Raw genomic sequence first — 26758 nt, forward strand, 5'->3', positions numbered from 1 at the left:
AGCCGGCCTGATCCGCCGGACAGGCCCTAGTCGCCGGGCGTGGGCGCGTGCTCGGGGAGGAGGCCGGCTGCCTTGACGGCCCGCCAGAAAACTGGCGGCACCGGGTGGTTGAAGAAGTCCACGCTGCCGGTCACCTCGTCGGGCGAGCGTGCGCCGACCACCACACTCGTGACGGCGGGATGCCCGAGCGGGAACTGCACCGCCGCCGCCAGCAGCGGCACGTCGAACGCCCGGCACACCGCCGCCCAGGCCCGCACCCGCCACAGGAGCCGCCGCGGAACGGCCCCGTACCCGTGCAGCGCCCCAGGGCGGGGGTCGGCGAGCAGTCCGCCCTGGTAGACACCCGCCGCCATGACCGCGACGCCCCGCTCGGCGCACAACGGCAGCAACTCGTCCAGGCCGGACTGATCGAGCAGGGTGTAGCGGCCGGCCAGCAGCACGCAGTCGGGCCCGGGCGGGGCGGCCTCGCGCAGGAAACGCACGGCCACGGGTGCATGGTTGACGCCGATCGACACCGCCCCGACGGTGCCCGCGTCCCGCAGATCGGCCAGCGCACGGTAGGCCTCGCGCACGGCGGTCGGGAAGTCCTCGTCGGGATCATGGACGTGCACCACGTCGACCCGGTCGAGCCGCAGCCGCGCCAGGCTCTCCTCGATGCAGCGCAGGACCCCGGCGTACGAGTAGTCCAGCCGGGGCCCCAGACCGGGCGGAGGGTTCGCCCAGATCGGCTGGGTGTCGGGCCCTCCCGGCTCGATGATGCGCCCCACCTTCGTGCACAGGACGTACGCCTCGCGCGGCCGGCTCGCCAGCGCCGCCCCGGTGCGGGACTCCGAGCGCCCGTATCCGTACACGGGCGCCGTGTCGTACAGCCGTATCCCGGCCTCCCAGGCCGTGTCGATCACCGTGGCCGCCGTGTCCTGCGGGACCGGGGCGAAGAGCCCCCCACCGATGCCAGCCCCAACCCCAGCCGGCTGACCCGCAGCCCGGTGCGGCCCAGTGGCACCAGGTCATCCGCCCGCACGGCAGCTCACCTCAGAAACTCCGTGACGATTCCCACGAACCGCCCTCCGTCGTCAAGCCACGGAAAGTGTCCGGCCCCGGACTGGACGACCAGCTCGGCACCCGGAAACAACCCCTGGAACTCGGCCATGGCCCGCCGTGGAGCCGCCAGATCCACCTCCCCGGCGAGCAGCAGCACCGGCGACCCGAACCGTGCGAGTGCGGCACGTGTGGCTGCCGGATCGAAGGCGCCTTCCCCAGCGTAGGCCGCCGCGGCCCGAGCGTTGCGCTGCGCCTCCTCGGCGGCCCGATGCGCCCGGGCCGTTTCGTCCCAGCGGCCGTAGTAGAACGGCGCGATGGCCTGCCACGAGGCGGGGGTCGCCGGTCCGGCGACGATCGTCTCCAGCGCCGCGAACGCCTCCGGAAACCACGGCTCCGCCCGGCGCAGCTGAGCCGCAGCCCGCCGGTCGTCGCCGGTGACCGGGATCCCGACGGCGATGACGCTCGGAGTCACCAGCACGAGCCGGCCGACGCGTTCCGGGTGGCGGGCCAGATACAGCGCCGCCAGATTGGCGCCGGCCGAATGCGCCAGCAGATCCATCCGCTGCAGGCCGAGGTGCTCGCGCAGTGCCTCCACGTCGTCGATCTGTCGGTCGCAGCGGTAGGAGCCGGGATCCCCGGGCTCCGCCGAGTCGCCGGTACCCCGGAGATCCAGCATGATCAGCCTGCGGTGCGCCGCCAGCCCGCCCAGGTCCCCGAGGTACGCGGAGGCCTGCATGGGGCCGCCGGGCAGACAGACCAGGGGAGGGCCGTCGCCGAGGACGTGGTGGGCGAGCTCGGTTCCGTCGTACGCGGAGAAGGCGGGCATGGCCGCGACCCTGTCACCGGCGTCCGGCCGCGGCAACTCGCTTTCCCGGCCCGAACAGGCCTGGGAGAGTGCCCGTGCCACGGCTTGCGCTTCGCCCCCGACGGGCAGGTCCTCCAGGGCCCGGCCGTGCGCCCCCTGGAGCCGCGGGACATCTGACGGCCCACCGACGGGCCGGCGTGTTTGGGTGTCGCGTTCCGGGCCACACGGTGCAGTGACATCGGAAAGTCGCTGGTGACTTGGAGTGAACCACTGTGGCGCGAGAGCAGAAGGCCAAGTCCAAGATGGAACAGGCCAAAGGGAAGGCCAAGGAGGCGATCGGCCGCGCAGTCGGCAACGAGCGCATGACGGCCGAAGGCAAGGCGGAACAAGCCAAGGGCGATGCGCGCCAGGCGAAGGAGAAGGGCAAGGACGTCTTCCGGCACGGATGAGTGCACGGCCGTCGGCGGGTTCCCCTGTGCTGTCGGGGAACCCGCCGCTCGTTCACGTTCGGCTCAGATACCGCAGGTGGGCGCCGACCAGTACTGGTCGGCGCGGTGGTCGACGTGCGTGTGGTCGTTGTGGCCGGGGTAGCCGGGGCCGAGGATGCCCCGGAAGCCGTGGTTGCGGGCCTGCTTGGCGAGGGTGCACAGGGAGTGCGGTCCGGCCCCGAGGTCGACGGCGTCGCCGTACAGATGACGGCTGTTGCTCGCGCCGCCCACGGCGCTGTTGCAGGCGTAGGACCTGAAGCCGCTGGTCACGGTGATCGGCTGGTCGCCCAGCGCGTGCCGCATGGCTTCCAGCTTCCACATGCTGCGCAGCGCGTTGGACTTGGCGGTCGCCGCGCTGACCGCGCCGCCGGACCAGGTGCTGTTGCAGTCGTTCAACTCGCTGTAGGAGAAGTGGATCGGGGTGCAGTCGTCGTCCTGCAGGGCGTACAGCTTGTTGAAGGTGTTCGGGCCCGCCACGCCGTCGGCCGTGAGGCCGTACGCCGACTGGAAGCGCTTGAGGGCGGCCGCCGTGGCCGGGCCGAAATCGCCGTCGACGGCCAGGACGGAGCCGTAGCCCGGATAGCCGCCGAGCCGGATCTGCAGCTGGGTGACATCGGCGCCCGAGGAGCCCTGCGAGAGTGTGCGGCTCCAGGTGTAGCAGCCGTCGGCGTGCGCGGTGCCCGCCGTCGCGAGCGTGCCCGCGCAGGCACCGGCCATGATCATGACAAAAGTGAGGACGAGTCTGACGGCGCGTGTGTACATACGGCCTCCATGCCGGGGGAGACGTGAGGTGGTGCCGAGCGTGAAGGGAGCCGTGACGCGCGTCAACCATGCGGGACGCCCTCGCTTGCCCGCAAGGCCGCGATCAGGCAGTTGCCTGGACGGTCACCGCCTGTTGACACGCCGTTCAGCGACAGGCGCGCCGGCCGCCCAGCGTGCCGAGCCAGGCACGGATCGCCTCGGCGGTCGTACCGGCGTCCTCCTCCTTCACGCTCCAGTGGTCGCCGGGCACGTCCACGCTGTCGTACGGTGCCGTCCCGGCCGCCGGCCAGTCCGCCGCCCACGTGGCGCGCCCGCCGTGGGTGCGCATTTCCGGCAGCGGCCGGGTGGCACGGACCAGCAGCGTCGGCAGGTCCAGCGGCTCGGGGCGCCGGCCGCGGGCCGTCCGGGTGTACGCGCCGAGCGCGGCCATCGCCATGTCGTCGACGGCGGCGTCGAACTGTTCGCCCAGTCCCAGGGGGAGGCGGGCAGGCAGGGAGAGCAGCCAGGGCTCCGCCTCCCGGTCCGGGGTGACGTGGTACGTGTCGACGAGACGAGCCCGGCCGGCGGTGTGGCTCACGGCACCGGCACGCCGCTCGGCGATCCCGTCGGGGCGCAGGCCCGGATCGCCGTGTACGGGCAGGACCGACCGGGCGAACGGCCGTTGTGGCTCGGTTCGCTGAAGTCCGACACCGGTCACACCCGGGCGGCCGCCGGGGTCGGTGGGGTCATCAAGTCCGTCCTCGCCATGCGGCACGGCAGGCTGCCCCGCACTCTGCACGCGGACGAGCCGTCACCCCGGGTGGACTGGTCGTCCGGTTCCGTGCGGCTGCTGACACGCGAACAGGAGTGGCGCCCGGTGGAGGGGCGGCCTCGCAGGGCCGGGGTGTCCGCCTTCGGAATCGGGGGACCAACGCGCACGTGATCGTGGCGGAGGCCGAGGTTCCCCCGGGCTCCGACGGGGAACCGGCACGAGCCGTCCCGCCGTTGCTGCTGTCCGGCGCGAGCCCGAAGGCGCTGGGTGACCAGGCCCGGCGGACCGCGGCGCTGCTGCGCCCGGCCCGAACTGTCCCTGCCGGACACGGCGCTCCCGCCGACACGCACAGCCGCAGCCCTGTCGTCGCCAGGGGCCGTGCGTCGTCCCGAGCCGCGGTCACCAGCAACCGGTACAGGGCCGGCACCCCGGCGACGACGGTGAACGGCTGCCCGCCGGGCGATCCGCGGCAGGGCGTCGGCCTCGGTGACGATCGCGACCGCCCCGCTGTCGTCGAGGAAGTACGCCGACTCCGCGTCCGTCGCCTGCTGGTCCAGCGGCACCCCGACCGCCCCGGCCCGCAGCACGCCCAGACAGCTCTCCACCAGCTCGACCCGATTGCCGAGATGCAACGCCACCCGGTCACCGCGGCGCACGCCCAGCCGCGCCAGATGCCCCGCGAACCACGCGGTCCGCCGCTCCAGTCCGGCGTAGCCGACACTTCGCCGGGCTACAGGTACTTTCCCGGCCGACGTCAGGCCCCCGGCGGTCAGTCCTGCGCGACCAGCGCCGGCGTCGACCTCGTCAGCACCTCGCCGCGGAAGAAGGCAGGGCTGCGCCACCGCATCACCGCCATGATCACCAGGCCCAGGGCCAGCAGCCCCACGCCGATGACGAACACCGACCCCACCCCCAGCACGGACGACCCGCTGCCGTACGCCGGGTCCCACATGTCGACGAGGGTCTTGGCGAACACGGCCGCCAGCAGCACCCCGCCGACGACCGGGAACAGCCCCTTGAACAGCAGGTCCCGCCCGGACCGCAGCAACTCCGTACGGAAGTACCAGACGCAGGCGAAGGCCGTCAGGGCGTAGTAGAAGCAGATCATCAGGCCGAGCGCGTAGATCGTGTCCACCAGCACGTGCTCACTGACCAGCGTCATCACGGTGTAGAACACCGCTGTCGCGACCCCGGCGGTGACCGTGGCGCGCCCCGGCGTACGAAAGCGCGGATGGACCCGGGCGTACGACGCCGGCAGCGCCTCGTACGTCGACATGGCCAGCACCGTACGGGCCACCGGGATGAACGTGGTCTGCAGACTGGCCGCGGCCGAGGCGAGCACGGCGAGGAACAGCAGGATCCCGAGCGCCGGACCCATCACCGGGCCGGCCAGTGCGGCGAAGACGTTGTCGGAGGTCTCGGGGTTGGCCAGCCCGAGCCCCTGGTCGCCGGAGCCGACGACCATCTGCGCGGCCACTCCCGTGGCGAGGTACGACCCGACCAGTACCACCATGGCGATCAGCGCCGCCCGGCCGGGGGTGCGGCTGCTGCCGCTGGTCTCCTCGTTGGCGGTCAGACAGGCGTCCCAGCCCCAGTACATGAAGATCGACAGCGACAGCCCGGCGGTGAACGCGGCGAACGACTGGACGGCGAACGGGTTCAGCCACGACCACGAGAACTCGGCCGACGTCGGGAACTCGGGGCTCCCCGCCTTCCCGAAGGCCATCGCCACGAACACACCCAGCACTACCAGCTGGAGCGCCACCAGGGCGTACTGCAGGACCTTCGTGGCGGTCATACCGCGGTAACTGATCACCGTCGCGACCGCGATCAGCGCGAGACAGGTGACGATGTGGACGGCCTTGTTGTCGTCCAGCGCTGCGACGGCGTCACTGCCCGTGACCTCCCCCGCGAGCAGCCAGAAGTACGAGGTCGCCACGCCGGCCAGGTTCGACAGCACGATGATCGTCGCGATCACCAGGCCCCAGCCGCACATCCAGCCCACGCGCGGCCCGAAGGCCTTCACCGTCCAGGTGAACGAGGTGCCGGAGTCCGGCATGTCCTTGTTCAGCTCGCGATAGGCGAAGGCGACGAGCAGCATCGGCAGGAACCCGGCAAGGAACACGGCGGGCATCTGCACCCCCACCTCGCCCGCGGTCGAACCGAGCGTCGAGGTCAGGCAGTACACGGGCGCCACGGTGGACACACCGATGACCGCGCTGCCCATCAGGCCGACGGAGTTCCCCCTCAGGCCCTTGGCGCGCATGCCTCCGGCAGGGGCGGCGTCGCCTGTGTCTCCGGCTCCGGGCCGTGCGTCCAGCTGAGTCATGAACAGGACGTTAAATCCTGCGGTTTCCGTGGAAACCCTGCGTGACTTTCAGTGAGCGCGGCCTGCCGTGACCCAATAATCGATTGCTCATCGCGTGTCGGGCCTGTGATTGTGAGGTCATGTGCTGGTATCGCTGGGCACATCCAAAGCCTGCTGTGGGTTGTCCGATATTCGGTAATCGCAGCGACGGGCGATGTGCGGCGGTGAATTCTTTCCGTGTGATCTGCGCCACGCAGCGGGCACCGGCCGCAGGCGTGAGGGCCGCGGCCGGTGCCGGAGAGTCCCGGGGGAGGTGTCAGAGGCGCTGCCACAGCGCGGGGGTCGCCGCAGGCGTCCAGGAGCCCTGCGCCTGGTGGGTCTGCAGGCACTGGTAACGCACTCCGTTGTGGTTCACCGTGGCCCCGACGCCGTAGACACGCCCCAAGGCCCAGCTGTCGGCGCCGCCGTCCTGCGGGGCGGGCGTCGCCGTCGTGCCGGAAGCCGTCCTGAGGGTCAGGCCGAAGTCGCTGAGCAGCGGGTTGACGGGCTGGTAGTAGGTCGTCCCACCGCTTGTGCAGTCGCCCGTCCCGCCGGACGTGATCCCCTGCGCCTGGGCGCCCGCAAGGTACGGGCCGCCGGAGTCGCCCGGCTCGGCGCACACCGTCGTCCGGGTCAGGCCGTTCACGACGCCCTCGGGGTACCTGACGCTCGTGCCGTGCTGCTGGATGGTGCCGCAGTGCCAGCCACTGGTCGAGCCGGAGCGGCACACCGACGCCCCGACCAGCGCCTCGACCGAACCGGCGACCTGCACGCGCCGGCCCGACTCGCCCCTGACGTCGGCGGTCGCGGTCCAGTCGGAGTTCACGCCCACCCACGCCATGTCCTTGCCGGGGAACGTCGAGGCCTCGAAGGTGCCCTGGTCGGCCTGGTTGAAGCCGGTCGTCGTGTCGCCGGCCGTGCCGCAGTGACCGGCGGTGGCAAAGCCCTGCTGCTCGTCCCTGGTGACGGAGAGGCCGACGGAGCAGCGAACCGATCCGTCGATGTAGTAGGGGTCGCCGCCGACGACGTCCTCCAGCAGACGCGGCCGGTCCGCCGACACCCGAACGGCGACGCGCTTGCCCGAGAGGCCGGCGGCCTTGACGAAGGCGGCCGCGGACGACCGGGTGCGAGCCTCGACCACGACCCGGTTGCCCGGGACGTCGACGTACCAGAGCGGCGTGTCGGCGGTCGCGCCACGGGGGGCCGCTGCGTCCAGCTTCTTCTTGACGGCCGTCAGGCCGGCCAGGGACTCCTTGACGACCATGGCCCTCGCGCCCTGCCCCTGGATGGCGGCCACGTCCGCGCCGTCGGTGGTCGCGACGGTGAGCTCCTGGGATGTCGTACCGCTCACCCAGGCGCCGGCGAAACGCTTGCCCAGCGCGTTGCGTAGACGCCCCGCGCGGCTGCCGGCCTCCGCCTCGTTCACCAACCGCTCCTCCGCCTGGGCGGGCGTCAGCTCGAGGTCCCGCTGGAGCGCGCGGAGCACCTGCGCCGACGGCCTGTCGGCCCCCACTGTCTGGGCCGCCGTGGGAAGGGATCCCGGCGCGGGCGGCGGCTCGGCCCCCGCGGCCGAGCAGATCCCGCTCAGAACCAGCGCGCCGAGGGCGATCACGGCCGCGCGGCGTGCGGTCGGGGCATGTCTGTGGACCATGCGAATGGTTCCTTCCAGTCCGATACGGGTGAAGCTGCCATGAGGCGAGGGCTTGCCTGGAAGGACCGAACCGATGTCAGGGACGCGGGGCTTTCGCGCTTTGGTGAGGGAAAGGGGCGCCAAGTGCAGTACGCGCCGGGAGGTCAGGGACGCCGAACCGGCGCGGGGCAGGAGCGAGCTGTCCCGCCGTCACCCTTCGTGCGGTCCTGCGCAGACCGAGGGAGGCGGGGAGCGGGCGCTCACCCGACGGCTTTCCTCGCTCAACCAGTCGTCAGCCGCTCAGGCACCGGCACGTGGTAGACGTGAAAGGCGCGGCCGATGACGGGTTGCGCAACATTGCGCACCCTGACGCCGCCGCTCGTCATGCCGTGCTCCGTCCCCGCATGCGCGTGCCCGTGCACCGCGAGGTCCGCGCCCGCGGTGTCGATGGCCTCGGCCAGCAGATAGCTGCCCAGGAACGGGTAGATCTCCAGGGGCTCACCGGCCAGCGTCTCCGGCACGGGGGAGAAGTGCGTCAGGGCGACCCGTACGTCACAGCCCTCCGCTTCCAGCCGCTCCAGAGCCGCACGCAGACCGTCGGCGAGGCGGCGTGAGTACCTGACGAACTCCTTCATGAGCGGCTCGCCGAACTCACCGGCACTGCGCCCCACGAAACCCCCGCCGAACCCCTTGGTGCCGGCCACCCCGACGCGGGCCTCGCCGACGCTCACGACCGTGGCCTGCCCCTCCAGCACCCGGGCACCGGCGTCCTGAAGGATGGCCGTGACCTCGTCCGGGCGTTCGTCGTGGTGATCGTGGTTGCCCAGGACGGCGACGACGGGGACACCGAGGCCCTCGACCTCCCGGGCCACCACCCGGGCCTCCTGCGGGGTCCCGTGGCGGGTGAGGTCCCCGGCCAGCAGCAGGACGTCGGCACAGTCGGGCAGGGTGTCGAACGCCGGACGCAGCAGGCCCTGGCTGTCCGAACCCATGTGGATGTCCCCGACGGCTGCGATCCGGATCATGTGAGGTCCTCCGCGTGGTCGGGTGACGAGGTGTCGGTGACCACGAGGTCGCAGTGCACCACCAGCCCGGCCAGCTCCTCCCGGACGATGCGTCGGATGTCGTCCCGGCAGCGGGTGGACGGAACACAGCCGGTGACCAGCACGGCATCCCCGCGCGCCTCGACCCGCACGCCCAGCTCACCGAGGGGCCCGCCGGCCAGGCGGTCACGGAGGTGGGCGACACGGTAGTCCAGGTGCTGAGCCCCCGGGGCGCCGGACGCGCCCCGGTCACCGGGATGCGTCATGGCTGCTCCCGTGGTGCGGAGCGATCACGTCGAGGCGTTCCAGGAGGAAGAGGAAGGCGGCGGCCATGGCGGAGTCCCCGCTGTCGTGCCGTACCCGCTCCCAGTCCACCTTCTCGCGCAGCGCCCGGGCGATGGGCAGCACCGCGCCGAAGTCGCAGTGGTGCTCGGAGAACGCGGCCAGCAGGCTGGCCAGCAGGTCGGTCGGGGCCAGGACCGGCATGCGCACCGAATCGACCGGGATCTCCTGCGCTCTGTCGAGCATGTCCGTCGTCACGCGCCGGTGCGCCAGCTGGAAGATGATGTCGATGTGCTGCCCGAAACAGGTGGTCTTGAGCAGCCAGTCCTCGGGCGGGGAGCAGACCGTCAGGCCGGCCTCCTCCAACGTGGCCGCGACGGCGTCGGCGTCCTCGGGCCTGATGCAGAAATCGGCGTCGTGCTGGAGGTTCTCGCCGGCCCCGTGGGCGTAGGCGGCCACGCTTCCCGCCAGGGCGAAATCGTGTCCGCCCTGTTTCAGCAGCGCGCCGACCTGCTTGGTCGCCTCGAGAATGGCCTGGTTGCGGTCGCGCGGCAGTTCCGGCTCTCCCGTCTCGGGGTGCAGCCGGCGCAGCTGCGCCGCCTGAGGGAGATCGGGAATCCCGACGCGTGGGGCGAGCGTCGCGTCATCACCGTTCTGCGTCATGACCACTCCAACCACCGCACCGATCCATCCGCAGCCCACCCGCACCGGGCGCTGCGACGTCCCGCGCTGTGCCCTGTGTACCCGACGTGCGCCGTTCGACACGGCGACGCCCACCGTGGTCACACGCAGGTCGACCAGGTGGGCCAGGACCGTTCCGCCCAAAAGATCGCAACTAGGCTGGTATGGGTATGCATCCCTCGTCGCACGGCGGTCGCGGACGGAGGACGGACACATGGACTACTACGACCTCGGCACCCACAGCCGCCGCGTGACGACCTCGTCGCCCGAAGCCCAACTGTGGTTCGACCGCGGGCTGGCCTGGACGTACGCCTTCAACCACGAGGAGGCCGTCTCCTGCTTCGAGGCCGCGGCCGCGGCGGACCCCGACTGCGCCATGGCCCACTGGGGCATCGCCTACGCGCTCGGCCCCAACTACAACAAGCCCTGGGAGGCCTTCGACGGCGAGGACCTGGCACGCAGCGTCGACCGCGCCCACGCCGCCGTGGAACTCGCCCGCGAAAAGACGGCGGCCGGCGCCACCGCCGTCGAACGCGCCCTGGTCGAGTCGTTGCGTGCCCGCTACCCGCAGGCGAGTCCCGCCGAGGACTGCACGGTGTGGAACGAGCCCTACGCCGACGCCATGCGCGCCGTGCACGCACTCGACCCCGACGACCTCGACCTCACCACCCTCTACGCCGACGCCCTGATGAATCTCACGCCCTGGCAGCTGTGGGACATCCGCACCGGCGAGCCCGCCGAAGGCGCCCGCACGCTCGATGCCAAGGCCGTCCTCGAGCGCGCGCTGGCCACCGAGGACGGGGCCCGGCACCCGGGCGTGCTGCACATGTACATCCACCTCATGGAGATGTCCCCGACGCCCGAGGCGGCGCTGCCCGTCGCGGACCGGCTGCGCGGCCTGGTGCCCGACGCCGGCCACCTCCAGCACATGCCCACCCACCTGGACGTGCTGTGCGGCGACTACCGGCGCGTCGTGTCCGACAACAGCGACGCCATCGCCGCCGACGAGAAATACCGCGCGCGGGCCGGGGCGATGAACTTCTACACCCTGTACCGCTCGCACAACTACCACTTCAAGATCTACGGCGCGATGTTCCTCGGCCAGTCCCGGGCCGCCCTGGAGACCGCCGCCGAACTCGAGTCGACCATCACGCAGGACCTGCTGCGCGTGCAGAGTCCGCCCATGGCCGACTGGCTGGAGGGCTTTCTCGCGATGCGGGTCCATGTGCTGATCCGATTCGGCCGCTGGGCGGACATCCTGGACCTGCCCCTGCCCGCCGACCCGCAGCTCTACAGCGTGACGACCGCGATGCTGTGTTACGCCCGCGGCGTGGCCCTCTCGGCGACCGGTCGGATCGCCGAGGCCGAGGCCGAACGCGCACTGTTCCGCGAGGCGCTGGCCGGCGTCCCGGACACGCGCATGCTGTTCAACAACACCTGCGCCGACATCCTCGCCGTCGCCTCGGCGATGCTCGACGGTGAACTGGAGTACCGCAAGGGCAACCACGACGCCGCCTTCACCGCGCTGGAACGGGCGATCGAACTCGACGACAGCCTCCCCTACGACGAGCCCTGGGGTTGGATGCAGCCCACCCGGCACGCCTACGGCGCCCTGCTCCTCGAACAGGGACGCGTCGCTGAGGCGGAGTCGGTCTACCGGGCCGACCTGGGCCTCGACGACACCCTGCCGCGCCCCTTGCAACACCCGGGGAACGTGTGGGCCCTGCACGGCTTCCACGAGTGCCTGGTCCGCCTCGGAAAAGTGGGGGAGGCGCAGATCGTGGCCCAGCAGTTGAAGCTGGCCGCCGCCATGGCGGACGTACCGATCGAGGCGTCCTGCTTCTGCCGCCTGGAACGCGCCTTCGATGCCACCGGCCCGGCCGACTGCTGCGCACGCCTCGATCACGGATGAATGCGGGCAGACGTCGGGCGCGGCAAGGGTCCGCACGTCACAGGTGCGTACGGCATTGCCCAAGTCGGCGGTCGGCAGCGAAGCATGACACGCCGTCGGACGGGCTATCCGCCCGGTTTGCGGAGACTTGGGGCTTATTGTACGGCATATGATCAAAAGCCATATTGCCTACCTGGCGTGCACTGCAGCAATCGTCGGGACCGGTCTTGGTGCCGCTTCGCCGTCGTCTTCCGGTGATTCGATCCATGTGGTCGTCGAGGGCGAATCGATCCAGAAGGCGGTGGACGCCGCCGAGCCGGGCGACACCGTTCTCGTGACCCCTGGCACCTACCGCGAGAGCGTCAAGGTGACCACGCCCGGGCTGACCCTGCGCGGTGCGGGCCGGGGCACAGTGATCAAACCGGGCACGACGAAGACCGCCAACAGCTGCGCCGCGGCCGGCAACGGCATCTGCGTGGTGGGGACGAAGGCCCGCAAGCTCGAGGACGTCACGGTGTCCTCCCTGACCGTGACCGGCTTCACCAAGAGCGGTGTGTCGGCGTTCGGGACGGACGGGCTGACCGTCCGGAACGTGACGGCCGTGAAGAACGGGGTGTGGGGCATCGCCCAGGAGCAGTCGGTCCGCGGCGTGTTCCGGGGGAACACCGCCCGTGACAACGGCGACGCGGGTCTGTTCCTCGCCAACTCGGTCACGGCAGAGGAAGGCGCCGCGGACACCCGGGGCACCGTGGTGGAGTACAACCGGCTGGAAGGCAACCGGATCGGCGTCACCGTGCGGCGCCTGCGCAACCTCAGCGTCGAGAGCAATCACATCACCGGCAACTGCGCGGGACTGTTCGTCGTCGGTGACGAGAACAAGCCCAGGGCCGGCGACCTGGCCGTGCGCGAGAACCACGTCGTGGAGAACAACAAGTACTGCCCCAAGACCGCACGGCTGCCCTTCCTGCAGGGCTCCGGCATCGTCCTGACCGGAGCCGAGAAGACCCTGGTGACGGGGAACGTGATCAAGGACAACGCCGGCACCTCCCCGCTGTCGGGCGGCATCGTCCTGTTCCAGAGCCTCGTGGGTGTCAAGAGCGAGAAGAACCGGATCAGCGACAACGAGCTGGAGGGCAACGCACCGGCCGACCTCGTCAACACGGACACCGGCAAGGGCAACACCTTCGAGAACAACTCCTGCTGGGCGTCCAAGCCCGCGGGACTGTGCTGACCGGCCGGCTGCCGTCCCCCGTGGACCCAGGAAGGAAGGAAGGCGGCACATGACGACCGCAGAGACTGCTCCACCGCCGTCCATGCGGCTGAGGGAGCTGGTGTTCGGGGCGGCATGTGCCGCTGCGCTCCGGGCGGCCGCCCGGCTGGGAGTCGCCGACGCCCTCGGTGACGGCCCCATGGCCGTGGAGGACCTCGCAGCCGCGGTGAAGACCGAACCCCAGCCGCTGCGACGGCTGTTGCGGGCCCTGTCCTGCTACGGCATCTTCGCCGAGCAGCAGGACGGCACGTTCGCGCACACCGACATGTCCCGGCTGCTGCGCGAGGACGATCCGCACAGCCTGCGCTACATCACGCTGTGGTGCACCGAACCGTGGACCTGGGACGCGTGGCCGAAGCTGGACGAGGCGGTGCGCACCGGCCGGAACGTCGTGGAGGACCTGTACGGAAAGGAGTTCTTCGAGTACCTCAACGAGGACGCCCCCGAGTCCGCCGTCGTCTTCAACCGCGCCATGACGACCTCGAGCATGCAGTCCGCCCGGGACGTCGCCCAGTTCCTCGATCTGTTGGGGAGTTCTTCGCTCGCCGACATCGGGGGTGGTCAGGGGCATGTCCTGGCGAGCCTGCTGGAGAAGTACCCGTCGGTCCAGGGTGCCCTGCTCGACCTGCCGCGCGTGGTGGAGAACGCCGACCCACGGCTGCGTCCGGGAGGAGCGCTCGCGGACCGGGTGCGCATCGTGCCCGGCGACTGCCGGGTGGCCGTCCCGGTCCGGGCCGATGTGTACATCATCAAGAACATCCTGGAGTGGGACGACGACAGCACCGCCCGGACCCTGCGCAACGTCATCGAGGCCGGCGGCCCCGGGGCACGGGTCGTGGTCATCGAGAACCTCGTCGACGACACGCCTTCGATGCGCTTCAGCACCGCGATGGACCTGCTGCTGCTCCTCAACGTCGGCGGGGCGAAGCACACCAGGGACAGCATGGTCCGCCGGCTGACCGACGCGGGGCTGGTCATCGACGATGTCCGTCAGGTCAACCCCTACCTGCACGCGTTCGACTGCACCGTGCCCGGCTGATCACCCCGGACGCGCTCCGCAGACCACCGGCCCCGGGCCCGCGACAGTCGCGGGCCCGGGGCCGGTGGCCGAGTGGCCGTTCAGGCTGTGGAGTCCCGCTCCCAGCGGTAGAAGCAGCGCGCCATCGCGTCCTTCGGTGAACGCCAGGTCGCGGGATCGTACGCGGTGACGTACGCGGACAGCCGCTCGCTGATGTCACGGAACTCGGGACGCCCGGCCACCTTGGCGATGGCGGGTGCGGGGTCCCGTTCGGCCTCGATGAGGTGCAGGTACACGTCATCGAACTGGAAGAGACTGCGCCGGGAGACGCCCACGAGGTGGGGGAGCTCTCCTCGGTCCGACTCCTCGAACACCTTGGCGATGTCCGGGGCCGACCCGGGCGCCATGCGGGCGACGATCAGGGTGTGGTGCATCGTGCTGTCTTCCGTTCGGCTCAGTCGGTCAGGGTCGGCACACGCCGGCGTTCCCCGGCCTGCTCGATGCGGTCCCGGATCAGGGCCATCTGGACCTTGGAGTTCCGGTTGATGTTGTCCGTCATCCAGGCGTCGTCGACCGGTGCGTCGGGCTTCATCTCGAAGTCCTGCGTCCACACCATCCGGGTGCCCTCGGGCACCTCCTCGTACTGCCACCGGATGTTCATGTACGCGAAGGGCCCGGTCTCGACGCGGCGGGCCTTGACGCTGAGCGTGTCGCGGTCCGTCTCCCGTTCCGAGACCCAGCTCCACACGGTGCCGTTGTCGTCGGGGTGCATGGTCAGCCGGAAGGTGGTCTTGTTCCCCTCCGTGGACAGGATCTCCGCGGAGGCGTACTCGCTGAACAGCTGTGGCCAGCTCTCCACGTCGTTGGTCATGTCCCAGACCAGGTCCACCGGCGCGGCGATGGTGATCTCGTTCTGTGTGTGTCCGGCCATGTCACGCTCCTGTCATGAGGGCACTGTTGACGAGGTCGAGGAACTGCCGTGGGGTCTTGCTGCGCTCCGCGTCGGGAGGCATCGGCGTGCCGTACCGGTTCTCCAACTCGCCCACGATGCCCAGCAGTCCGAGCGAGTCGATGCCGAGGGCGTCGAAGCCGGAGTTGTACTGCTGCTGGAGATCCTCCGGGACAACGGTGATCCCGGCGGCCTTCTTCATCAACTCGGCCAGCTCTTCCACGGTGATGCGGTCACTCATGCGGTTACTCTCCTTTGCACTGTGACGCCTCGCTACGAGGCGTCGGCGGCGCCGTGCCGCAGCACCAGCGCCGAGTTCGACCCCATGAGTCCCCGACTGAGAACCAGCGCCGTGCGCAGCTCGGCGGCACGGGCGCGGGCGGACACGAGGTCGAGGTCATGGCAGATGTCGAAGACGTTGGGGGTGGGGGGAATCAGGTGGTTCTCCAGCGCGAGCACCGCCGCCGCCGTGTCCAGCACCGGCGCCGCGCAGTAGCCCCGGCCGATACCGGTCTTCGGCGCGGTGACCGGCACCCGCCGGCCGTGGGAGCCGAGGGCGTCGACGATCGCCAGCGCCTCCGCACGGTCCGCCTCCGGTACGCCGAGGGCGTCCGCGAAGACCACGTCGATCTCCTCGGGGGCGCATCCGGCCTCGTCCAGGGCCGCACGGATGGCCTCGGCGAGGCCTTCCCGGGACTGCTCCCAGCGGGAGGCGCCGGTGAACGTCGCCGCGTGTCCGGCGAGGGTGGCTCGTACGCGCGCGCCCCGTTCCCGGGCCGAGGCCTCCTCCTCCACGACGAGCATGGCGCCGCCCTCGGCCGGCACGAATCCGCAGGCTCCTTCCGTGAACGGGCGGTAGGCGCGCTCCGGGTCCTCGACGGTGCTCAGCTCCTCGTAGCCGAGCTGGCAGACCACCGAGTAGGGGGCGAGCGGCGCCTCGGTCGCCCCGGCCACGATCACGTCGGTGCCGCGGCGCACGGCCCGCGCCGCGTGCGCGATGGCGTCCAGGCCGCCCGCCTCGTCGGCGGCGACGACCGAGCAGGGGCCCTTGAAGCCGCGGCGGATGGAGATCTGGCCGGTGCTGGCGGCGTAGAACCAGGCGATGGACTGGTACGGCCCGACGAAGCGACTGCCCTTTCCCCACAGCCGCTGCAGCTCCCGCTGACCGAACTCGCCGCCGCCGGAACCGGCCGCGGTGACCACGCCCACGGAGAACGGCGAGTCGCCGGTGTCGGCCTGGCCGAGGCGGGCGTCGTCCAGCGCGAGGTCGGCCGCGGCCATCGCGAAGTGCGTGAACCGGTCGGTCTGGACGAGATAGCGCTCCTCGACCGCCGACGACGCCTCGAAGTCCCGTACCTCGCCGGCCACCCGCAGCGGTAGGTGCTCACAGCCCTCTCGGGTGACCGGGGCGAGGACGCTGATGCCTTCCTTGGTGGACTTCCAGAAGTTCTCGGTAGTGGCTCCGTTGGGCGCGACCACACCGATTCCGGTGATGGCCGCGCGCCGCGGATGCGGTTCGCTCATCGTGTCCTCTCCCTCGGCCGGGTCAGGATCACCGCGGACTGGAAACCGCCGAACCCGCTGCCCACGGAGAGCACGCTGTTCAGTCTCCGCTCGCGTGCGACGCGCGGGACGTAGTCCAGGTCGCACTCGGGATCCGGTGTCTCGTAGTTCGCGGTGGGCGGTACCACCTGGTGGGCCAGGGCCAGCACACAGGCGACGACCTCGATCGCGCCGATCGCACCCAGGGAGTGGCCCACCATGGACTTGATGGAGCTCATGGGTGTGTCGTAGGCGTGCTGTCCCAAGGCCCGCTTCACCGCGGCGGTCTCGTGACGGTCGTTCTGCTGTGTGCCCGACCCGTGGGCGTTGACGTAGTCGATCGCGGTGCGGTCGAGCCCGGCGTGGTCGAGGGCGGTCTCGATGGCACGGGCCATCTCCAGCCCCTCTCTGGTCAGACCGGTCATGTGGTAGGCGTTGCCGAAGGTCGCGTAGCCGCTGAGCTCGCAGTACACGTGTGCGCCGCGGGCCAGGGCGTGTTCGAGCTCCTCCAGGACGAGCACCGCACCGCCCTCGCCCATGACGAACCCGTTGCGGTCGGCGTCGAAGGGACGGGAGGCGTGGGCGGGGTCGTCGTTGTTCGGCGACGTGGCCTTGATCGCGTCGAAGCAGGCCATGGTGATCGGTGATATCGGCGAGTCCGAGGCACCGGCCACGCACACATCGGCCCTGCCCTCCTCGATCGTGTGGAAGGCGTACCCGACCGCGTCGAGCCCCGAGGTGCAGCCCGTGGAGACGGTCTGCACCGGCCCGCGCGCCCCGAACCGCTCCGCCACCGTCGAGGCGAGCGTGCTGGGCGAGAACGCGCGGTGCAGATGCGGGTCGGCCTCCCGGTGGTCCACATCCCAGCGCTCCCCGTGGTGGCTGACCAGCACGTAGTCGTGCTCAAGGCGGGTGGTGCCACCCACGGCGGTGCCCAGGGAGACCCCGACCCGCCAGGGGTTCTCCTGGTCGAGGTCGAGTCCGGCGTCGTGTATCGCCTCGTCGCCGGCGGCCAGGGCGAACTGGATGTAGCGGTCGCATCGTGCGACGTCCTCCCCGTCCAGCCGGTGGGCCGCAGGGTCGAAGTCGCACTCGGCGGCGATCCGCGAACGCAGGCCGGCCGGGTCGAAGAAGGTGATCCCCCGCGTAGCGGTGCGCCCGTTGGTCAGGAGATCCCAGAACGCCGGTATGCCGATGCCGCCCGGCGCGACGATGCCTATCCCGGTGACTGCCACACGCCGGTTCATGACCGGACCTCCCCTCGTTCGGCCGTCCGGCCCGCACCCGCGTGGGCTCCCTCCGCCGCGACCGGGACGGAGTCGGTCTCCTCGGTGTCGACGTGGCCGAGTGGCGGGCTCGGGGCCAGCGGGCCGAGGTGGAAGACGATGCGTGCCTCCACGTTTCCGACGTTGCGGAAGCGGTGCCGCATATGGGCGGGGATCATGATCCCCTGCTCGGGACGCAGCGGGTGGGGGTCGCCGTCCAGGTCGACCTCCAGCTGCCCGCAGACGACGTACACGAACTCCTCGGAGTACGGGTGGTAGTGCTCCGCGATGCGGTCGCCGGGCTGCACGATGGCCACGCCCATGAATCCGCTGGTGGAGCCGACCGTGGTGGGGGTGAGCATGGCGCGCAGATCGCCACCGCGCCTGGTGTTGGGCTCGACCTCGCTGAGATCCACGATGTTGAGACGGGGTTTGATCACGACGTTGCTCCGATCGTGTGCTGTGTCGACTTGGGGGGCCGGGTGGCCGCGCCCTGCGAGCTGGGTCAGGCCTCTGGTGAGCGGCGGTCGGTGACGAGTTCCATGCGGGCGAGCGTGAGGAGGGCGGCGGGCGCGGCGTCCATCAGGGCGGAAGGGTCGGCACCGAGGGCGTCGCCGTCGAGGAGCGCCGTCACCTCGGCTGCCTGACCGCGGTCCGTCAGCCCGAGCACCGCGCCGGGGTCGGCGTCGAGGCCGCCGCGCACATCGATCAGCCGCATCACGATGTCGTCCCGCTGGAAGATCGTGCTGCACAGCACCGGGCTGTGCGGATCCTCCGCCGCCGCCTCGTCCTGCCGGGCGAGCAGTTCGGCGAGCCGCATTCCGCCGCCCTCCCGGGCCGGGTAGTACAACGCGTGCCGCACGGCCTGCCCGGTTTCCTGGCCCGCCGTCACATGGTGTACGGCGGGCAGCGCCGCGCGGGTGAAGAAGATGCGGGCGGACTCGGGATCATCGAGGTCCCGGTCCTGCTCCAGATGGGGGTTGACGGCTTCCTCGACGGCCCGCACCTCGGGCTGCCGGGCGACGTGGCGCAGCGCGGCGAGCAGGTCGCCGCGCACCTCGATGGCCCGCACCACACGGTTGCCGTGCATGAACAGGGAGGTGCGGCACAGCCGGGTGGTGTCGTCGACCTGCGGCTCGGGCGCGGCGTAGTCGGCGAGGATCCTGGCGACGGTCTGCTCACTGCCCGGCTTGACCGTGAAGGTGAGCGCGTGCCGGATGACGCCGTCCCCGATCCGGGGGGATGCCTGGAGCCGGCGCTTGCCGGACCTGGCGTCCTGAGCCGGGTCGCCGGTCTCGCGGACGATGTGGAAGCGCAGCGACCTGGTGTCCCGGACGCAGCGGTGCAAGGGCTCCACCATCCGCACGTGCTCCTCGCTGTTCACCCAGGTGAGGAACGGCGGGGCACTCTCCCACTCACTCGTGATGAGCCATTGGGAAGGATTCTCGATCGACTGGCACAACTGGTCGCTGACATGCCCGGGAACGGACGCAACCTGGTTGCAGAGTTGCTCGTACGCCTCCAGGAACTGCTGCTGGGCTCCGTCGTGGACGTCCACCAGAAGGACGACCCGGAGCCGGGAGCCGTCGAAGACGGACTGCGAGACATGGTGCGGCACCTGTTGCGTCAGCGGTTCTGAAGCAAGTGCGGAAGTGGTCATCCTGCGCACATCTCCTTAGCGGGGAGGGGAGGCTGACGTCGATTGCAGTGATGCGACGTGAGCGTGCCTCGATCTTGTGCCGGTCCCCACCAGTGCGCGAATCGTATGGACTACGTGGGTGACCGGCGGCGCGGATCCGCTCCCGCAGGGCGGGGAAGCTCCGACGCTTTGCCTGGGCGCACACCTGACGGACAACCAGGTCTGCTCACATGAGATGAGCGAAGACCACCAGGTTGTCCGTGTAGTCCTTGACCGTGCGGTCGTAATCACCCGCGCAGGTGATGAGCCGGACCTGGGCCTGGGGGGTGTCGCCGTACACACGCCGGCTCGGGAAGCGGTCCTTGGCGAACGTCTCCACGCTGTCGACCACGAAGGACGCCGTGCGCCCGTCGGCTCGTTCGACGTGGAAGACGTCCCCCTTCTGCAGGGCACCGAGGTCGGCGAAGACGGCGGGGGAGGTGGCCGTGTCGACGTGCCCGGCGACGATCGAGGTACCGGCCTCTCCGGGGCTGGCCCCCTCGGCGTGCCAGCCGACGAGGTTGACGTCGTGGGCGGGCGGGGGTTCGAGCTGCCCGTTGGAGCCGATGGCAAGGTCCGTGAAGGGCGCGTCGACCGAGATCTTCGGGATGAGCAGGCGCACCGGCTTCGACCGCGGCAGGTGCCTTCCCGTCGCGTGCGGGCCGGGCATTGCCGGCGCTGTGGCGTGTGGCGCCGGTGGGGCGTGCGCCGGGCGGGAGGAGTCGGACGGCGTGTCGTCGCCGCCGATCAGGCGCACCGTCAGGATCAGGAGAACCACGGCACACAGCACGATCATGCCTCCGTGGGACCCCTGGCCGGACGGCACCTGTTCGTCGTCGGTGGGGGAGGAAGGCTGGGCCGGCATCGGAGACCACCTCACTAGTGCACGGCAACAGGGCGGACAGGGCGGGCGGGAAGCCGGCCGGGCCACCACACGGTGCACGCGTGGCGGCCCGGCCTGCGGCTGCTATCGCGTCCGGCATGGGTCAGGCCGTGCCGTGTGCCGAGTTCCTTCGACGCGCGGCGTACAGGCCGGTTCCCGCGACGGCCAGAACGGCCAGGCCGCCCGCGGTCACCGTGGGCGCGTCCAGCGCGCCGCCGCCGGTGTGCATCCCGCCGTGGGGCTTGTCGTGGTCGCTGCTCCAGCCGCCCTTGTCGTGCTCGCTGTCCTTGTAGCCTCCCGAGTCGTGCTTGCCTCCGTTGTCGTGCTCGCTGTCCTTGTAGCCTCCCGAGTCGTGCTTGCCTCCGTTGTCGTGCTCGCTGTCCTTGTAGCCTCCCGAGTCGTGCTTGCCTCCGTTGTCGTCCTCCTTGCTGTAGGACGAGTCGTCGTGGTTCCAGTCCTCGGCTGCGTAGACGCCGGGTGCGGTCAGGGTGAGGACGGCCGAGGCCGCCGCGGTGGCCAGGAGCATGCGTACTGAGCGCATATGAGATCCTTTCGCCACGGCCGGGCAGCTGGCGCTTCGTCAGCTGTGACGACCCGGCCCTGACGTGATCAACCGTCAGTCAGTTGTCGGCCTCCCACCACTCAAGGAGCTCACCTGGGTGAACGGGGCGCCTGGGGCCCACAGCGTGACGTCGCGCCGACGGCATGGGCCGTCGGCGCGACGTCGTGCTCGTGTGACGAAGGTCAGGTCAGCGCGAGGACCGCCCTCACGACCTGACGGAGTGTCGATTCGGCGTCCGGGACCGCACCTGGCGACCGCCATGCGACGAACCCGTCGGGCCGGACCAGTACGGCCCCTGCGCGTGTCGTGCCGTGGACCTCCGACCAGTCCGCACCGTCCTCGGACAGCTCGCTGCCGGGGCCGATCCCCACCCGGTAGGAGACGAGCGGGACCGACATCTCATCGGCGAGGCGTGTGGCGGCCTCGTGCCATCCGCTCGGCTCATCCGCGTCGCTGAGCAGGACCAGGGACCGTTCGTACAGGTCGAGGGTGGAGATCCGTTCGCCCCGGAACCGTACCCACAGGTGGGGTGCCCTGCTGCCGGGCTCCCCGGTCAGGGTGAGCTTCTCGGGCACGACCGCCGTCGTGGGATCGGCGCCGACGACGGCGCCCTTCGGGTAGCGGTAGCCGAGTGTGATGTTGAGGATGCCGCGCTGGGGGGCGTTGCCGGCGGTGGGTGGAGGGGTGTAGCCGGGGTGGCTGTGCTCGGCCGACCGGGCGGCCGCGCGGGCGCTGGTCGCCTCGGCGACCCTACGGCGTTCGATGTCGTAGGTGTCCAGAAGTCCGTCCCCTGCCCAGCCGCCGAGCACGGCAGCCAGCTTCCAGGCGAGGTTGTGCGCGTCCTGGATACCGGTGTTGGAGCCGAAGGCTCCGGTGGGGGACATCTCGTGGGCCGAGTCGCCCGCCAGGAAGACGCGTCCCGACCGGTAGCTTTGGGCGACCCGTTGGGCGGCGTGCCAGGGCGCCCTTCCGGTGATCTCCACGTCGATGTCCATGTCCCCGACCGCGCGGCGGATGTGCTCGGCACACCGCTCGTCGGTGAACTCCTCCACCGTTTCGCCGTCTTCGGGGTGCCAGGGGGCGTGGAAGACCCAGTTCTCGCGGTTGTCCACCGGCAGCAGTGCCCCGTCGGCACCCGGGCGGGTCAGGTAGCAGACGATGAAGCGGCGGTCGCCCACCACGTCGGCGAGACGACGGGACCGGAAGGTGATGCTGACGTTGTGGAACAGGTCGCCGGGGCCGTTGTGGCCGATGCCGAGCTGGTCCCGGACGGGACTGCGGGGGCCGTCGGCGGCGACGAGATAGTCCGCGCGGATGGTGCTGTGCTCGCCCGTCTCCCGGTTCTTGACCAACGCGGTGACGCCGTCCGCGTCGGTGTCGAACGCCATCAGTTCGGTGGAGTAGCGCAGGTTGCCGCCGAGCCCCGCGGCATGGTCCAGCAGGACCGGCTCCAGGTCGTTCTGGCTGCACAGACACCATGACGTCGGACTGAAGCGGGCCAGTCCGCCGCCCGGGTCGATCTCCTTGAACAGCCAGTCGCCCGCGTCGCCGACCAGGGTGGGCGCCTGCAGAATGCCGTGGTTCTTGGCCAGGGTGGAGGCGGCCTCATGGATCGCCGGCTCGACGCCGGCCACCCGGAACAGCTCCATCGTGCGGACGTTGTTGCCGCGGCCGCGGGGGTGGATGGAGGTGCCGGCATGCCGCTCCACCAGTGTGTGCCGGACACCCAGTCGGCCCAGGAACAGCGAGGTCGACAGGCCGACCAGGGAACCGCCGACGATGAGGACCGGGACCTGGGCTTCGTCGGCCCTGGGGTCGGCTTGATCGGCTGTTTCGTTCATCACTCGCCTCCAACGCGTCGTGTCCGCAGAGCCGGCCGGATAAGGCCGGAGACACTCATGCATGCCCCGCAGGGCGCACGGCGTCTCACGCATCACCCGCTTAGGGCCTGCCCCGCGGATCATGCCGGAATCACGGCGCCTGACACCGTTCACCTGCGCCGATCAGTCACCGCCCCTTGGTGCCGACCTGATCCGTCGGCCGGTCCCTGACGCCGCCCAGCGTGCTCTCTCGCTCCACCAGCCGGTGCGGGGCGGTGAGTTCACGCCCGGCCGGCTCGCCGTTCGCCGACAGGCTGCGCAGCAGCGAGGCCACCGCCATGCGGGCGATGGCCTGCTTGTCCGGTGAGACGGTGGTCAGGGACACGGCCCCGAACCGGCCCTCGGCGATGTCGTCGAAGCCCACCACGGCCACGTCCTGGGGCACCCGCAGCCCCCGCTCGTGCAGTGTCCGCATCGCACCGATGGCTATCAGGTCGTTGAACGCGAACACGGCGTCGGGGCGCAGGCCCGAGTCCAGCAGCCGGGCCATGCCCCGTGCCCCGTCGGCGCGGTCCCACCCGCCGACGGGCACGACGAGGCTGTCGGGCGCGGGCACTCCGGCCGCCGTCAACTCCTGGCGCCAGCCCAGGAGTCGTAGATGAGCCGGCCGGTTCGCGGAGTCCTTGCCCGCCCCCAGACAGGCGATGCGGGTGCGGCCCCGGCCGAGCAGATGCCGTACGGCCTCGCGGGCCGCCGCCACGTTGTCTACGGCGATGTGGTCGTGGGGCGCGTCGTACTCCCGCTCGCCGAGCAGCACCAGGGGCACGTCGTCGGAGCGCCCCTGAAGGTCCGCGACCTCCAGCTCGATCGGGCTGAGGATGAGCCCGTCGATCACCCGGGTCCGGAAACCCTGGCTGACCAGCACCTCCTTGTCTCGTCGGCCGCCCGTGCGGTCGAGCAGGACCGTGTACTCGTGCTCCGCGGCGGCGTCGATGACGGCGCCGGCCAACTCGGCGAAGTAGGGATTGCCCAGCTCGGGAACAGCCAGGGCGATGATGCCCGTACGCCCCTTGCGCAGATGGCGCGCGGTGGGGTTCGGGCGGTAGCCCAGTTCGTCGATGGCGGCCTGCACCCGGGCCCGCATCGCGGGGGCGACGTGGGGATGGTTGTTCACCACGTTGGACACGGTCTTGATCGAGACGCCGGCACGCTGGGCCACGTCCTTCAGGCTCACCGGCAAGAGGCCTCCTCGGCAGAGTGACGGCTCCGACGGCGGAGCGTTTGTCATGAACCTGGACAGGGATCGGTGGGCGTGCTGTCATGCCAACTGCTGTGTTTGCAACGTTGTACAGACTGAAGCGGTGAGCCGCCACCACCCTTCCTCGGTCAAGGAGGATTCGTGCGCATCAGACCGTTCAGAGACCGCCTCGCCCTGCTGTTAGCAGCCGTGCTGGGCATTGCGGGACTGGCCGCGGCACCGGCCGCCACGGCGGCCGACGACCCCGTCGACGTCCACGGCCTCAAGGGCGAGTACTACACGCACTCGGCGCCCGGCACGTTCGACTTCCACGAGCTCAAGGCCACCGGATTCGACCCCCGACTCGACTTCGACTCCCTGGAGTCCCGACTCCGCGCCGCCACCGGCCGCTCGGACGACGTCAGCGTCCGCTGGACCGGCCGTATCGTGCCGGAGAAGACCGGCCCCACCACCTTCTCGATCATCGGCGACAACGGCTTCCGGCTCTGGATCGACGACCGGCCCGTCATCGACCACTGGGTCGACGACTGGGACCGCGAACAGACCAGCGAGCCGGTCGAGTTGACGGCCGGCCGCGCCTACGACATCAAGGTCGAGTACTTCGAGCACTACGGAGGCTCCAACCTCCATCTGCGCTGGACCCCGCCGGGCGGCACCAAGACGGCCGTCCCGCAGTCGGCGTTCCTCCTGCCCGAGGGCTACGACTACGACGGCGCCATCGCCACCACCGTCCTTCAGGACGGCCGTACCCTCCGCCTCGACTTCGCCCAGGAACTGGCCCCGCCACCCGTCGGAATCACCGACCACCTGGACGCCGTGATCGGCGGCGCCACCTGGCCCCTGGGCGAGGCACACGTCGATCCCGCCGCCCCCAGGTCCCTGCTCGTGACGCTCGACGAACCCGTGGTCGGCAACAAGACCGGCACCGCTCCGGGCCTCGCGGACGTCCGCTACGACGGCGAAGGCGGCCTCACCGGCAGGGACGGCAACGTTGTCAACGCCTTCTGGAGCAGCGGCCCGAACCACTCCACCCACCAGCTGCGCACCAAGTGGGCCGACGACGTCACCCCGCACAACGCCCACCGCGAGTACCCCCGTCCCCAGCTCACCCGCGACAGCTGGCGGAACCTGAACGGCACCTGGCAGTTCGCCGCCGCCCAGGCCGGGGAGCAGCCGCCGTTCGGCCGGAACCTCGACGAGGAGATCCTCGTCCCCTACCCCGTCGAGTCCCAGCTCTCGGGCGTCGAACGGCACGAGGACCGCATGTGGTACCGGCGTACCTTCACCGTCCCGTCCGACTGGCGGATCGGTACCGCCAAACGGCTCCAGCTGAACTTCGGCGCCGTCGACTGGCGGGCCGAGGTCTACGTCAACGGCATCAAGGTCGCCGCGCACGAGGGCGGCTACGACAAGTTCTCCGCCGACATCACCGACGCCCTGCGGCCCGGCCGCACCCAGGAGCTGATCGTCGGTGTGTACGACCCGACGGACGCGGCGAACGGCGAGAACCCGCCCGTGGGCAAGCAGCGCCTCGACCCGAGCGGCATCTGGTACACACCGTCGTCCGGCATCTGGCAGACGGTGTGGCTGGAACCGGTCGCCGCCGACCACGTCGAAGGGCTCAGGCTGACCCCCGACGTCGACGCGGGCACGCTGACCGTCGAACCGCAGGGCGTCCGCGACGGCCTCCCGGTCACCGCGACCGCGTACGACGGGAACCGCCGGGTCGCCACCGCCCGCGGCCGCAGCGGCGAGCCGCTCACCCTGAACATCCCCCGTCCACGCCTGTGGTCACCCGACGATCCGTTCCTGTACGACCTGAAGGTGAGCGTCGGCGGCGACCGCGTCGGCAGCTACTTCGGGATGCGCTCCATCGCGGTGGAGCAGGTGAACGGCGTCCCGCGCACGGTCCTGAACGGCGAGCCGGTCTTCCTCATGGCCACCCTGGACCAGGGCTTCTGGCCCGACGGTCTGCACACCGCGCCGACCGACGAGGCCCTGGCGTACGACCTGAAGATGCACAAGAAGATGGGCTTCAACTCGGTGCGCAAGCACATCAAGGTCGAACCCGACCGCTGGTTCCACTGGGCCGACCGGCTCGGCCTGCTCGTGTGGCAGGACATGCCGGCCATGACCGCGGGTGTGAACCCGAGTGCCGAGGCCCGCGCGCAGTACGAGCGCGAGATGAAGCAGATGATCGACGAGCACATCAGCAGCCCCTCGGTCGTCATGTGGGTCACCTTCAACGAGGGGTGGGGCCAGTACGACGTCGGCCGCATCGCCGAGCAGGCGGGGGCTTGGGACCCGACCCGCCTGGTCAACAACCAGTCCGGCCTCAACCTCGGCGCCGACGGCAACGCCGGCGACATCATGGACGAGCACGGCTACCCGAGCCCGGCCCTGCCGCCCCGTCCCGACGGGCAACGCGCCCTGGTCAGCGGCGAGTACGGCGGACTCGGCCTCGCCGTGCCGGGCCATGCCTGGTCGGTGCAGCAGTCGTACGTCGACGTCGACCCCGCCACCTACACCGACGACTACCTCGACAAGCTCGACGAGGTGCGCGCCCTGGTGTGCCGGGGAAGCAACGGCGCCGTCTACACCCAGATCTCGGACGTCGAGGGCGAGCTCAACGGCCTGCTGACGTACGACCGCAGGGTGGTCAAACCGGATGTGCAACGCCTCGCGGCGGCCCACGAGACGCTGATCGACGACGCGTCGCGACCGGCCCCCGCCGGGTGCGTCTGACGCCCGGTCGATCCCGGTCCCGTGCTCTGTGTGGCCGTAAGGTCCGC

The 26758-nt window shown here is 70.7% G+C and carries 24 protein-coding genes and 3 pseudogenes; 7 read left to right on the plus strand and 20 right to left on the minus strand.

The genetic code is table 11. The features are described from left to right. Nucleotides 1-26: 26 nt before the first annotated feature. Together StrepF001_RS09410 and StrepF001_RS09415 are read right to left on the minus strand one after the other, a co-directional pair. A complete protein-coding gene (locus StrepF001_RS09410) occupies nucleotides 27-902 on the minus strand; it encodes an aldo/keto reductase (RefSeq protein WP_240797348.1) in 876 nt (291 codons plus the stop codon). A gap of 125 nt (nucleotides 903-1027) precedes the next feature. Next, nucleotides 1028-1867 carry an alpha/beta hydrolase gene (locus StrepF001_RS09415; protein ID WP_129797845.1) on the minus strand — a complete coding sequence of 280 codons (840 nt, stop codon included), beginning with the start codon at nucleotides 1865-1867 and terminating at the stop codon, nucleotides 1028-1030. 66 nt (nucleotides 1868-1933) lie between these two features. Between StrepF001_RS09415 and StrepF001_RS09420 the strand changes: the two are divergent. Then, nucleotides 1934-2023, plus strand: a pseudogene (locus StrepF001_RS09420) (Rieske 2Fe-2S domain-containing protein); the annotation flags it as partial. Between the two features lie 95 nt (nucleotides 2024-2118). Further along, nucleotides 2119-2295 carry a CsbD family protein gene (locus StrepF001_RS09425; RefSeq protein ID WP_129797846.1) on the plus strand — a complete coding sequence of 59 codons (177 nt, stop codon included), beginning with the start codon at nucleotides 2119-2121 and terminating at the stop codon, nucleotides 2293-2295. A gap of 63 nt (nucleotides 2296-2358) precedes the next feature. On the opposite strand, the gene StrepF001_RS09430 is transcribed toward StrepF001_RS09425, so the two are convergent. Next, complete coding sequence (locus tag StrepF001_RS09430; protein WP_240797349.1) at nucleotides 2359-3096, minus strand: D-Ala-D-Ala carboxypeptidase family metallohydrolase; 738 nt, start codon at nucleotides 3094-3096, stop codon at nucleotides 2359-2361. A gap of 571 nt (nucleotides 3097-3667) precedes the next feature. Between StrepF001_RS09430 and StrepF001_RS09435 the strand changes: the two are divergent. Further along, nucleotides 3668-4125 (plus strand): annotated as a pseudogene (locus StrepF001_RS09435) (ketoacyl-synthetase C-terminal extension domain-containing protein); the annotation flags it as partial. Nucleotides 4126-4320: 195 nt separating this feature from the next. Here StrepF001_RS09435 and StrepF001_RS09440 read toward each other — a convergent pair. From StrepF001_RS09440 to StrepF001_RS09465, 6 genes and pseudogenes are all read right to left on the minus strand, one after another. After that, nucleotides 4321-4689, minus strand: a pseudogene (locus StrepF001_RS09440) (AMP-binding protein); the annotation flags it as partial. Then, on the minus strand, nucleotides 4617-6176 hold the full coding sequence (locus StrepF001_RS09445) for an APC family permease (protein ID WP_129797847.1): 1560 nt from the start codon (nucleotides 6174-6176) through the stop codon (nucleotides 4617-4619). The pseudogene StrepF001_RS09440 and the gene StrepF001_RS09445, both read right to left, overlap by 73 nt. A 295-nt stretch (nucleotides 6177-6471) precedes the next feature. Continuing rightward, a complete protein-coding gene (locus StrepF001_RS09450; protein WP_129797848.1) occupies nucleotides 6472-7845 on the minus strand; it encodes an alpha-lytic protease prodomain-containing protein in 1374 nt (457 codons plus the stop codon). A gap of 260 nt (nucleotides 7846-8105) precedes the next feature. Beyond that, a complete protein-coding gene (locus StrepF001_RS09455; RefSeq protein ID WP_129797849.1) occupies nucleotides 8106-8849 on the minus strand; it encodes a metallophosphoesterase in 744 nt (247 codons plus the stop codon). Beyond that, nucleotides 8846-9133, minus strand: a complete 288-nt coding sequence (locus StrepF001_RS09460; RefSeq protein ID WP_129797850.1) for a BON domain-containing protein — start codon at nucleotides 9131-9133, stop codon at nucleotides 8846-8848. Before StrepF001_RS09460 ends, StrepF001_RS09455 begins: the two co-directional genes overlap by 4 nt. Further along, complete coding sequence (locus StrepF001_RS09465; protein ID WP_129797851.1) at nucleotides 9117-9812, minus strand: nucleotidyltransferase family protein; 696 nt, start codon at nucleotides 9810-9812, stop codon at nucleotides 9117-9119. Before StrepF001_RS09465 ends, StrepF001_RS09460 begins: the two co-directional genes overlap by 17 nt. A gap of 232 nt (nucleotides 9813-10044) precedes the next feature. On the opposite strand from StrepF001_RS09465, the gene StrepF001_RS09470 reads away from it, so the two are divergent. From StrepF001_RS09470 to StrepF001_RS09480, 3 genes are all read left to right on the plus strand, one after another. Further along, the gene (locus StrepF001_RS09470) at nucleotides 10045-11742 is read left to right on the plus strand and encodes a hypothetical protein (protein ID WP_129797852.1); all 1698 of its coding nucleotides are present in this window, start codon (nucleotides 10045-10047) and stop codon (nucleotides 11740-11742) included. 148 nt (nucleotides 11743-11890) lie between these two features. Beyond that, the gene (locus StrepF001_RS09475) at nucleotides 11891-12952 is read left to right on the plus strand and encodes a right-handed parallel beta-helix repeat-containing protein (RefSeq protein WP_129797853.1); all 1062 of its coding nucleotides are present in this window, start codon (nucleotides 11891-11893) and stop codon (nucleotides 12950-12952) included. A 49-nt stretch (nucleotides 12953-13001) separates the two neighbouring features. Further along, complete coding sequence (locus StrepF001_RS09480; protein ID WP_129797854.1) at nucleotides 13002-14030, plus strand: methyltransferase; 1029 nt, start codon at nucleotides 13002-13004, stop codon at nucleotides 14028-14030. Between the two features lie 80 nt (nucleotides 14031-14110). Here the strand turns inward: StrepF001_RS09480 and StrepF001_RS09485 are convergent, their stop codons facing one another. From StrepF001_RS09485 to StrepF001_RS09535, 11 genes are all read right to left on the minus strand, one after another. Further along, nucleotides 14111-14443, minus strand: a complete 333-nt coding sequence (locus StrepF001_RS09485) for a TcmI family type II polyketide cyclase (RefSeq protein ID WP_129797855.1) — start codon at nucleotides 14441-14443, stop codon at nucleotides 14111-14113. 20 nt (nucleotides 14444-14463) lie between these two features. After that, on the minus strand, nucleotides 14464-14940 hold the full coding sequence (locus tag StrepF001_RS09490) for an SRPBCC family protein (RefSeq protein WP_129797856.1): 477 nt from the start codon (nucleotides 14938-14940) through the stop codon (nucleotides 14464-14466). Nucleotide 14941: 1 nt separating this feature from the next. Further along, nucleotides 14942-15199, minus strand: coding sequence for an acyl carrier protein (locus tag StrepF001_RS09495; RefSeq protein WP_129797857.1), 258 nt, complete (start codon nucleotides 15197-15199; stop codon nucleotides 14942-14944). Between the two features lie 32 nt (nucleotides 15200-15231). Next, a complete protein-coding gene (locus StrepF001_RS09500) occupies nucleotides 15232-16482 on the minus strand; it encodes a ketosynthase chain-length factor (RefSeq protein WP_129797858.1) in 1251 nt (416 codons plus the stop codon). Beyond that, on the minus strand, nucleotides 16479-17747 hold the full coding sequence (locus StrepF001_RS09505) for a beta-ketoacyl-[acyl-carrier-protein] synthase family protein (RefSeq protein ID WP_129797859.1): 1269 nt from the start codon (nucleotides 17745-17747) through the stop codon (nucleotides 16479-16481). The genes StrepF001_RS09500 and StrepF001_RS09505 overlap by 4 nt, the downstream gene beginning before the upstream one ends. After that, the gene (locus tag StrepF001_RS09510; RefSeq protein ID WP_240797462.1) at nucleotides 17744-18127 is read right to left on the minus strand and encodes a cupin domain-containing protein; all 384 of its coding nucleotides are present in this window, start codon (nucleotides 18125-18127) and stop codon (nucleotides 17744-17746) included. Before StrepF001_RS09510 ends, StrepF001_RS09505 begins: the two co-directional genes overlap by 4 nt. 143 nt (nucleotides 18128-18270) lie before the next feature. Continuing rightward, a complete protein-coding gene (locus tag StrepF001_RS09515; protein WP_129797860.1) occupies nucleotides 18271-19425 on the minus strand; it encodes a SchA/CurD-like domain-containing protein in 1155 nt (384 codons plus the stop codon). A 205-nt stretch (nucleotides 19426-19630) separates the two neighbouring features. Further along, nucleotides 19631-20308: a class F sortase gene (locus tag StrepF001_RS09520; RefSeq protein WP_165396206.1), complete on the minus strand. Its 678-nt coding sequence runs from the start codon at nucleotides 20306-20308 to the stop codon at nucleotides 19631-19633. Between the two features lie 121 nt (nucleotides 20309-20429). After that, on the minus strand, nucleotides 20430-20867 hold the full coding sequence (locus tag StrepF001_RS09525) for a hypothetical protein (RefSeq protein WP_129797861.1): 438 nt from the start codon (nucleotides 20865-20867) through the stop codon (nucleotides 20430-20432). A 203-nt stretch (nucleotides 20868-21070) separates the two neighbouring features. After that, entirely contained in the window at nucleotides 21071-22729 is a 1659-nt protein-coding gene (locus StrepF001_RS09530) for an FAD-dependent monooxygenase (protein ID WP_129797862.1), read from the minus strand. Nucleotides 22730-22895: 166 nt separating this feature from the next. Continuing rightward, entirely contained in the window at nucleotides 22896-23948 is a 1053-nt protein-coding gene (locus StrepF001_RS09535; RefSeq protein WP_129797863.1) for a LacI family DNA-binding transcriptional regulator, read from the minus strand. 159 nt (nucleotides 23949-24107) lie between these two features. Between StrepF001_RS09535 and StrepF001_RS09540 the strand changes: the two genes are divergently transcribed. Next, nucleotides 24108-26711: a PA14 domain-containing protein gene (locus StrepF001_RS09540; protein ID WP_129797864.1), complete on the plus strand. Its 2604-nt coding sequence runs from the start codon at nucleotides 24108-24110 to the stop codon at nucleotides 26709-26711. Nucleotides 26712-26758: the final 47 nt, after the last annotated feature.

This window comes from Streptomyces sp. F001 (assembly GCF_004187715.1).
In the GTDB taxonomy this organism is placed as follows: Bacteria; Actinomycetota; Actinomycetes; order Streptomycetales; family Streptomycetaceae; genus Streptomyces; species Streptomyces flavusporus.

Coding starts and splice junctions, on each gene's coding strand:
- StrepF001_RS09510 (WP_240797462.1), bottom strand. CDS start 18,127: ATGCTCACCCCCACCACGGTCGGCTCCACCAGCGGATTCATGGGCGTG.
- StrepF001_RS09525 (WP_129797861.1), bottom strand. CDS start 20,867: ATGCGCTCAGTACGCATGCTCCTGGCCACCGCGGCGGCCTCGGCCGTC.
- StrepF001_RS09515 (WP_129797860.1), bottom strand. CDS start 19,425: ATGACCACTTCCGCACTTGCTTCAGAACCGCTGACGCAACAGGTGCCG.
- StrepF001_RS09500 (WP_129797858.1), bottom strand. CDS start 16,482: ATGAGCGAACCGCATCCGCGGCGCGCGGCCATCACCGGAATCGGTGTG.
- StrepF001_RS09465 (WP_129797851.1), bottom strand. CDS start 9,812: ATGACGCAGAACGGTGATGACGCGACGCTCGCCCCACGCGTCGGGATT.
- StrepF001_RS09495 (WP_129797857.1), bottom strand. CDS start 15,199: ATGAGTGACCGCATCACCGTGGAAGAGCTGGCCGAGTTGATGAAGAAG.
- StrepF001_RS09445 (WP_129797847.1), bottom strand. CDS start 6,176: ATGACTCAGCTGGACGCACGGCCCGGAGCCGGAGACACAGGCGACGCC.
- StrepF001_RS09455 (WP_129797849.1), bottom strand. CDS start 8,849: ATGATCCGGATCGCAGCCGTCGGGGACATCCACATGGGTTCGGACAGC.
- StrepF001_RS09430 (WP_240797349.1), bottom strand. CDS start 3,096: ATGTACACACGCGCCGTCAGACTCGTCCTCACTTTTGTCATGATCATG.
- StrepF001_RS09530 (WP_129797862.1), bottom strand. CDS start 22,729: ATGAACGAAACAGCCGATCAAGCCGACCCCAGGGCCGACGAAGCCCAG.
- StrepF001_RS09520 (WP_165396206.1), bottom strand. CDS start 20,308: ATGCCGGCCCAGCCTTCCTCCCCCACCGACGACGAACAGGTGCCGTCC.
- StrepF001_RS09490 (WP_129797856.1), bottom strand. CDS start 14,940: ATGGCCGGACACACACAGAACGAGATCACCATCGCCGCGCCGGTGGAC.
- StrepF001_RS09480 (WP_129797854.1), top strand. CDS start 13,002: ATGACGACCGCAGAGACTGCTCCACCGCCGTCCATGCGGCTGAGGGAG.
- StrepF001_RS09415 (WP_129797845.1), bottom strand. CDS start 1,867: ATGCCCGCCTTCTCCGCGTACGACGGAACCGAGCTCGCCCACCACGTC.
- StrepF001_RS09485 (WP_129797855.1), bottom strand. CDS start 14,443: ATGCACCACACCCTGATCGTCGCCCGCATGGCGCCCGGGTCGGCCCCG.
- StrepF001_RS09475 (WP_129797853.1), top strand. CDS start 11,891: ATGATCAAAAGCCATATTGCCTACCTGGCGTGCACTGCAGCAATCGTC.
- StrepF001_RS09460 (WP_129797850.1), bottom strand. CDS start 9,133: ATGACGCATCCCGGTGACCGGGGCGCGTCCGGCGCCCCGGGGGCTCAG.
- StrepF001_RS09505 (WP_129797859.1), bottom strand. CDS start 17,747: ATGAACCGGCGTGTGGCAGTCACCGGGATAGGCATCGTCGCGCCGGGC.
- StrepF001_RS09450 (WP_129797848.1), bottom strand. CDS start 7,845: ATGGTCCACAGACATGCCCCGACCGCACGCCGCGCGGCCGTGATCGCC.
- StrepF001_RS09470 (WP_129797852.1), top strand. CDS start 10,045: ATGGACTACTACGACCTCGGCACCCACAGCCGCCGCGTGACGACCTCG.